Below are 6,996 nucleotides of genomic sequence, written 5' to 3' on the forward strand. Positions count from 1 at the left end.
CTTGGCGAGCATCGCGATCCGCAGGGCCTGGAAGGGGTTCGGCGAGGCCCCGGTGCCGCGTGTGGCGCGGCGCACCGGAACGGCGAGGGCCACGACCGCGCCGCCCAGCAGCACGAGGAGGATCGGCAGCATCACCGCGGGGGTGAAGGTCGGCCGCCCCGACGCGGTCAGCACCTGGTCGACGAGGAACCCCGCGCCGACGCCGAGCACGGCGCACACGAGAAGCACGCCCGCGCCGGTACGCCTCACGAGGAGCCCCGCAGCCGGCCGAGCAGGTCGGCCACCCGGCCGTGCCCGGCCAGCTCGGCGTCGGGATCGATCGCCAGCCACGGCACCAGCACGAACTCGCGCTCCGCCGCGCGGGGATGCGGCAGGGTGAGGGCCGGCTCGCGCGAGACCAGGTCGCCGTACGAGACGAGGTCCAGATCGAGGGTGCGGTCACCCCAGCGCTCGTGGCGCTCCCGACCGTGCCGCGCCTCGATGGCGTGGAGGTAGGACAGGAGGATGGCCGGCGAGAGGCGCGTAGTGAGCACCGCGACGGAGTTGAGGTAGGCCGGGGCGTCTTCGTCGGGTCCGGTCGGCTTCACGGCCACCGACTCGATCGGCTCGGCGGCGCGGACCTCGTCGACCAGCGGCAGGCGCGCAAGATCGTGCACGGCCTCCCGCAGCGTCTCCTCCCGGTCGCCGAGGTTCGCCCCGAGCGCCACGACGGCCTCGACCGTCGCGCGCGATTCACGCGACGGCGGGTCGCCGATCCCCTGCGCCAGTCGTCGGCTCATCGTCCCGACCGCGCACGGGTCACGCGCACCGAGACATCCGAGAAGGGCACGGGGATCGGCGCGTTCGGCTTGTGGACCGTGACCGTCACGCGGCGCAGGCGCGAGTAGCGGGCCAGCAGATCGCGGGCGATCCGCGCCGCCACCGTCTCGATGAGATCCACCGGGTCGTGCGCGACGAGACCGGCGACGTGCTCGGCCACCTCGCCGTAGTGCACGGTCTTGTCGACGTCGTCGGCTCCGGCCGCCTCGCGCACGTCGAGGTGCATGACGACGTCGATGATGAACTCCTGGCCGTCGCGCCGCTCGTGAGAGAGCACGCCGTGGTGACCGAAGACGCGCAGCCCGGTGAGCGTCAGTTCGTCGGTGCCGCTGAGGTCGGTGGGGGCATCCATGCCGGTCACTCTCCTTGGTAGGTGGCGATGCGGAGGGCATCGCGGGTCGTGGCGACGTCGTGCACGCGGACCGCCCAGGCACCCGCCTGCGCCGCCAGCACGCTCGTCACGGCCGTGGCGAGGTCGCGTCGTGCCGGATCGCCTTCGCCGAGGGCCTCGGCGAGGAATCGCTTGCGGCTGGTGCCGACGAGCACTCGAGGCCCGAGGTCGACGACGTGCGACAGGCCGCGCAGCAGCGCCCAGTTCTGCGCTCCCTGCTTGCCGAACCCGAAGCCGGGGTCCACGATGATGCGCGCGGGGGCGATGCCGGCGGCGTTCGCCGCGCTCACGCGGTCCGCCAGCTCGCGGACGACCTCGCGCACGGTGTCGCCGTAATGTGCTCGGGCGTACATGTCGGACGAGGGGCCGCGCCAGTGGCCGAGGGCGATGTCCGCTCCGGATGCGGCGACGGCCGGCAGCATGTCGGGGTCGGCCAGTCCGCCGGAGACGTCGTTGACGAGCACCGCGCCGGCCTCGACGGCGGCGGTGGCCGTGGCGGCGTTCATCGTGTCGATGCTGACGGCGAGTCCCTCCGCCGCGAGCGCCGTGACGACGGGGATGACCCGGCGGCGCTCCTCGTCGGGATCGATGCGCTCGGCGCCGGGCCGCGTGGATTCGCCGCCGACGTCGAGCAGGTCGGCGCCGGCGGCGCGGAGCGATCGCGCATGCGCGATCGCGGCATCCGGGTCGATGTATCTGCCGCCGTCGCTGAACGAGTCGGGCGTGACGTTGACGATGCCCATGACGGCCGTCATCGCGGTCCTCCGAGGAGCGCGAACAGCTCGGCCCGCTGCGCTGGGTCGGTGAGGGCGCCGCGCGCGGCTACGGTCAGCGTGGCCGCATCGGGCTGCCGGCCCCCGCGCATCGTGACGCACTCGTGCACCGCGTCGAGCACCACCAGAACACCGCGTGCATCGAGCGCGTCGTCGATGGCGTCCGCGATCTGCTCGCCGAGCCGCTCCTGGACCTGCGGTCGTGCCGCGAGCACGTCGACGACCTTCGGCAGCGCACCGAGACCGACGACCTGCTCGCCCGGCAGATAGGCGATGTGGGCGTGTCCGCGGAACGGCAGCAGGTGATGCTCGCACATCGAGCGAAAGCGGATGTCGCGCAGCATCACAGCGCCCGACGGCAGCGTCTCGGGCGCCGGACCCTGCGAGACGCTGATCGTGTGGGCGAGCGGCGCCGAGGCGTCTTCGCCGACCCCCGCGAAGAAGTCGACATACGCGTCGGCGACCCGGTCCGGGGTGAGCTTCAATCCCGGACGCTCGGGGTCCTCGCCGATCGCCTCGAGCAACTGTCGCACGAGCGCGGCGACACGATCACGGTCGACGGCCACGGACGAGAGCCTACGCGGTTGCGGGCCGCGCGCGCCCGGAGGGGCGCCGCTCGGGCGCCGACTCGGTCACCGTCTCCGCGTCGGCGGCGGTGGCCGCCGCCACGCCGACGGCGGGCTGACGCACCGGCACGTCGACCGGAGGCAGCTGCGAGACCGGGCGCTCTTCACTGGAGAGCCACTGCGGGCGCGGCGGGAGCTTCTTGACGTCGGTGAAGATCTCGGCGAGCTCGAGGTGGTCGAGGGTCTCCTTCTCGAGGAGAGCGAGGGCGAGCTTGTCCAGCACGTCGCGGTTGTCGTTGATGACCTGGTACGCCTCGTTGTGCGCCTGTTCGATGAGGCCGCGCACCTGCTGGTCGACGCGTTCCGCCACCCGTTCGCTGAAGTCGCGGCCGTGACCCATGTCGCGACCCATGAACACCTCGCCCGAGGACTGACCGAGCTTGACGGGGCCGACATCGGTGGTCATGCCGTACTCGGTGACCATCTTGCGGGCGATGTCGGTGGCCTTCTCGATGTCGTTGGAGGCACCGGTGGTGGGGTCGTGGAAGACGATCTCCTCGGCCACGCGGCCGCCCATCGCGTACGTCAGCTGATCCTGCAGCTCGTTGCGGGTGACGGAGTACTTGTCATCGAGCGGCAGCACCATCGTGTAGCCGAGGGCCTTGCCGCGCGGGAGGATCGTGACCTTCGTGACGGGGTCGGTGTGGTTCATCGCCGCCGCGGCGAGGGCGTGACCGCCCTCGTGGTACGCCGTGATGAGCTTCTCCTTGTCCTTCATCACGCGCGTGCGACGCTGCGGACCGGCCAGCACGCGGTCGATGGCCTCGTCGAGCGCGCGGTTGTCGATCAGCTGCGCGTTCGAGCGAGCCGTGAGCAGGGCCGCCTCGTTCAGCACATTGGCGAGGTCCGCTCCGGTGAAGCCCGGGGTCTTGCGGGCGACGACCTCGAGGTCGACGCCGTCGGCGAGGGGCTTGCCGCGGCCGTGCACCTCGAGGATGCGCTTGCGGCCCTGCAGGTCGGGCGCGTCCACGCCGATCTGACGGTCGAAGCGGCCGGGGCGCAGCAGCGCCGGGTCGAGGATGTCGGGGCGGTTGGTCGCCGCGATGACGATGACGTTCACCTTCGGGTCGAAGCCGTCCATCTCGACGAGCATCTGGTTCAGCGTCTGCTCGCGCTCGTCGTGACCGCCGCCCATGCCGGCGCCGCGATGGCGGCCGACCGCGTCGATCTCGTCGATGAAGATGATGGCGGGCGAGCTCTCCTTGGCCTGGTTGAACAGGTCGCGCACGCGGCTCGCGCCCACGCCGACGAACATCTCGACGAAGTCCGATCCCGAGATCGAGTAGAACGGCACGCCCGCTTCACCGGCCACCGCTCGTGCGAGCAGCGTCTTTCCCGTGCCGGGAGGGCCGTACAGCAGCACGCCCTTCGGGATGCGCGCGCCGACCGCCTGGAACTTGGCGGCGTCCTTCAGGAACTCCTTGATCTCATCCAGCTCTTCGATGGCCTCATCGGAGCCGGCGACGTCTTGGAAGGTGACCGTGGGGGTCTCCTTGGTGACCATCTTCGCCCGCGACTTGCCGAACTGCATGACCTTGCTGCCGCCGCCCTGCGCCGAGGAGAGCAGGAACCAGAACAGCAGGCCGAGCAGCAGCAGCGGGATCATCAGCGAGAGGAACCCGTCGAACCACGACGGCTGCGGCACCACGTCGTTGAACCCGTCGGCGGGGTTCGCCGCGTCGATGGCCTGCACGACCTCTTCCGCGCGGGCGTCGACGTAGTAGAACTGCACGTCGGTCGCACCCTCGTACGCCTCCGACAGCGTGAGGTCGACGCGCTGGTCGCCGTCGGTGTTCGTCACCTCGGTGACCGTGCCGCCGTCGAGGAGCTCGAGACCCTCCTGGGTCGAGACCTGCTTCGCGCCGCCGAGACTCGAGATCAACGAGAACCCGACGATCAGCATCACGCCGATCAGCACGATGTAGAAGAGCGGGTTCCGAGTGATCTTCTTGATGTTCATGGTGCGGGCGCGGCCCGATCCCTTTCGTCAGCGGCCACCGGGCGGCGCAGCGCCGCCAAGGCGGTCCGAACAGGGTATCGCGGGCCGGCTATGCCCCGACTGTGCATTCGCCCACGGCGGAATGCACGCCGACGCGCGCGCTCAGGCGTACACGTGCGGCGCGAGCACGGCCACGTCGCGCAGGTTGCGATAGCGCTCGGCGTAGTCCAGGCCGTAACCCACGACGAAGTCGCTCGGGATGTCGAAGCCGACGTACTTGCAGGGCACCTCGACCTTGGCCGCATCCGGCTTGCGCAGCAGCGAGAAGATCTCGATCGACGCGGCGCCGCGAGAGGCGAAGTTCGCCAGCAGCCAGTGCAGGGTCAGGCCCGAGTCGATGATGTCCTCGACGATCAGCACGTGCTTGTCGTGGAGGTCGGTGTCGAGATCCTTGCGGATCTGCACGACACCGCTCGACTTCGTCGACGCACCGTAGGACGACACCGCCATCCAGTCCATCGCGGCGTGCATCGGCAGTGCGCGTGCGAAGTCGGCCATGACCATGACGGCGCCCTTGAGCACACCGACAAGCAGCAGGTCCTTGCCCTCGTAGTCGGTCGCGACCTGCGCGGCCACCTCTTGCAGCTTCTCCTGGATCTGCTCCTCGGTGACGAGGATGTCGGTCAGGTCGTCTCTGATGTCGGCGGCGCGCATGGGGGAAGTCTAGGAGCGTCGGCGGCGAATCACTTCTTGCGGTCTCGCGCCGCCACCCATGCGATGCTCCACAGCGTCGCGAAGGACTGCGCAGCCTCGGACGACGGCGCATATGCCGCGACGGGCTTGCGCTCCGATCCCATGCGCTCCACGACGACCGTCGCCGGGATGACGACTTTGCACATGTCGGGCTCGTCGGCCGGAAGCTCCTCGACCGCGGTGCGGTGGGTCTTCTTGCGGCGATCGACCATCGACAGGAACGACACGATCTTCGCCGGCTTCGACTCCGCCGCGATGACATCGCGCACCTGCTGCAGCGATCGCAGCGCGAGCGGCGTCGGGACCACGGGGAGCACCACGAGATCGGCGGCCCGGATGACGTTCTGCGCGAGAAGGGACGCACCGGGAGGGCAGTCGAGGATCACGACGTCGTAGTTGTCGGAGAGCGGCCCGAGGGCACGCTGGATGCGGCGCGTGGAGTGCTTGGCGGCATCCAGGGCGAGCTCGAGATCCCGGTAGCTGTCGTCACCGGGGAGCACGTCGAGGTCCTGATAGGCCGTCTCCCGCACAGCCCGGCCGATCTTGCCCTTGCCGCCGATGATCGATTCGGCGCCGCCCTTGAGCTTCGGCTTGACCTCAAGCATGTGGGTCGCGGCCGCCTGCGGGTCGAGGTCCCACAGCAGAACGCGCTGGTCCTTCGCCGCCTCGTAGGCCAGGTTCACCGCCGTCGTGGACTTGCCCACCCCACCCTTGACGCTGTACACCGCGATGACCTTCACGTGCGCCACCCTAACGAGCGCGGCCCCCTCCCGTCACGGGTTCGGTCGCGCGCAGACTCACGACGCGGCGGTGAACTCCACGCGCGCGCCGACCCGGCGGGCGCGGCATGCGGGCAGATCGATCGGCCCCTGACCCGACCAGTCGGTCACGAGCCGCGCGACCTCGAGGGTCTGCACGCGGGTGAGGCTCGCGCCGAACTCGCTCGACACGACGAGTCGGATGATGCGGTGCCGCACCGCCGCGGGATTCGCGGCGAGGGCCGGCACCGAGACGGAGATGCCGGCTTCGGCGTGCTCGACGATGTCTTCGATCGTCTCCTCGATCATCTCGTCGAACGCCTCGGCGTCTTCCCGCATCTGCTCGGCCGTGCGCGCGAGCGCCTCCGCCACGCCCGGTCCGAGCTCGCGCTCGAGCATCGGGAGCACGGTGTTGCGGGTGCGCACCCGCGCGAAGCGGGGATCGTCGTTGTGGGGGTCGTCCCACGGTTCGAGTCCCTCGGCCGCGCACGCCGCACGCGTGGTGGAACGCCGCAGCGCCAGCAGCGGCCGCACGAGCGCGACACCGTCGAGGTCGGACACCGGCGACATGCCCTGCAGGCTCGCCGCACCGGATCCGCGCGCCAAGCCGAGCAGGACCGTCTCGGCCTGGTCGTCGAGGGTGTGCCCCACGAGCACGGCCGCCGCGCCGGTCTCGCGCGCGACGGCACGCAGCGCCCGGTATCGCGCGTCGCGGGCCGCCGCTTCGAGTCCGCCGCCGCCGTCCACATCCACCTCGACCAAGCGGGCGGCCAGTCCCAGCGACGACGCGGCTGCGGCCGCGCCGCGTGCGACCTCGGCGGAGGTCTCCTGCAGCCCGTGGTCGACCACGACCGCGGTCGCGGATGCATCCGCACCCCGGGTCTCGAAGGCGACCGCCGCGGTGAGGGCGAGCGAGTCGGCGCCACCGGACAGGCCC

8 protein-coding genes and 1 pseudogene are annotated in these 6,996 nt (G+C 70.8%); all 9 read right to left on the bottom strand.

Annotated features, from left to right (window positions below; genetic code table 11):
- Window positions 1–249 (bottom strand): annotated as a pseudogene (locus B4E30_RS05995) (DUF3180 domain-containing protein); the annotation flags it as partial.
- Entirely contained in the window at window positions 246–779 is a 534-nt protein-coding gene (gene folK / locus B4E30_RS06000) for a 2-amino-4-hydroxy-6-hydroxymethyldihydropteridine diphosphokinase (RefSeq protein ID WP_286793975.1), read from the bottom strand. The gene folK and the pseudogene B4E30_RS05995, both read right to left, overlap by 4 nt.
- Complete coding sequence (gene folB, locus B4E30_RS06005) at window positions 776–1,171, bottom strand: dihydroneopterin aldolase (RefSeq protein WP_194384377.1); 396 nt, start codon at window positions 1,169–1,171, stop codon at window positions 776–778. Before folB ends, folK begins: the two co-directional genes overlap by 4 nt.
- 5 nt (window positions 1,172–1,176) lie before the next feature.
- Window positions 1,177–1,965, bottom strand: a complete 789-nt coding sequence (gene folP, locus B4E30_RS06010) for a dihydropteroate synthase (protein ID WP_286717568.1) — start codon at window positions 1,963–1,965, stop codon at window positions 1,177–1,179.
- A complete protein-coding gene (gene folE / locus B4E30_RS06015) occupies window positions 1,962–2,549 on the bottom strand; it encodes a GTP cyclohydrolase I (RefSeq protein ID WP_286793977.1) in 588 nt (195 codons plus the stop codon). Before folE ends, folP begins: the two co-directional genes overlap by 4 nt.
- A gap of 10 nt (window positions 2,550–2,559) precedes the next feature.
- Entirely contained in the window at window positions 2,560–4,569 is a 2,010-nt protein-coding gene (ftsH, locus tag B4E30_RS06020) for an ATP-dependent zinc metalloprotease FtsH (RefSeq protein ID WP_194384375.1), read from the bottom strand.
- A 141-nt stretch (window positions 4,570–4,710) separates the two neighbouring features.
- Window positions 4,711–5,262 carry a hypoxanthine phosphoribosyltransferase gene (gene hpt / locus B4E30_RS06025; protein WP_194384374.1) on the bottom strand — a complete coding sequence of 184 codons (552 nt, stop codon included), beginning with the start codon at window positions 5,260–5,262 and terminating at the stop codon, window positions 4,711–4,713.
- A gap of 29 nt (window positions 5,263–5,291) precedes the next feature.
- The gene (locus B4E30_RS06030) at window positions 5,292–6,041 is read right to left on the bottom strand and encodes a ParA family protein (protein WP_194384373.1); all 750 of its coding nucleotides are present in this window, start codon (window positions 6,039–6,041) and stop codon (window positions 5,292–5,294) included.
- A 57-nt stretch (window positions 6,042–6,098) separates the two neighbouring features.
- Window positions 6,099–6,996: tRNA lysidine(34) synthetase TilS (tilS, locus tag B4E30_RS06035; protein WP_286793980.1), on the bottom strand; the 898-nt coding region annotated here is incomplete at its 5' end.

Origin of the sequence: Microbacterium sp. UBA3394 (genome assembly GCF_002358725.1) — a bacterium.
Lineage (GTDB): Bacteria > Actinomycetota > Actinomycetes > Actinomycetales > Microbacteriaceae > Microbacterium > Microbacterium luteum.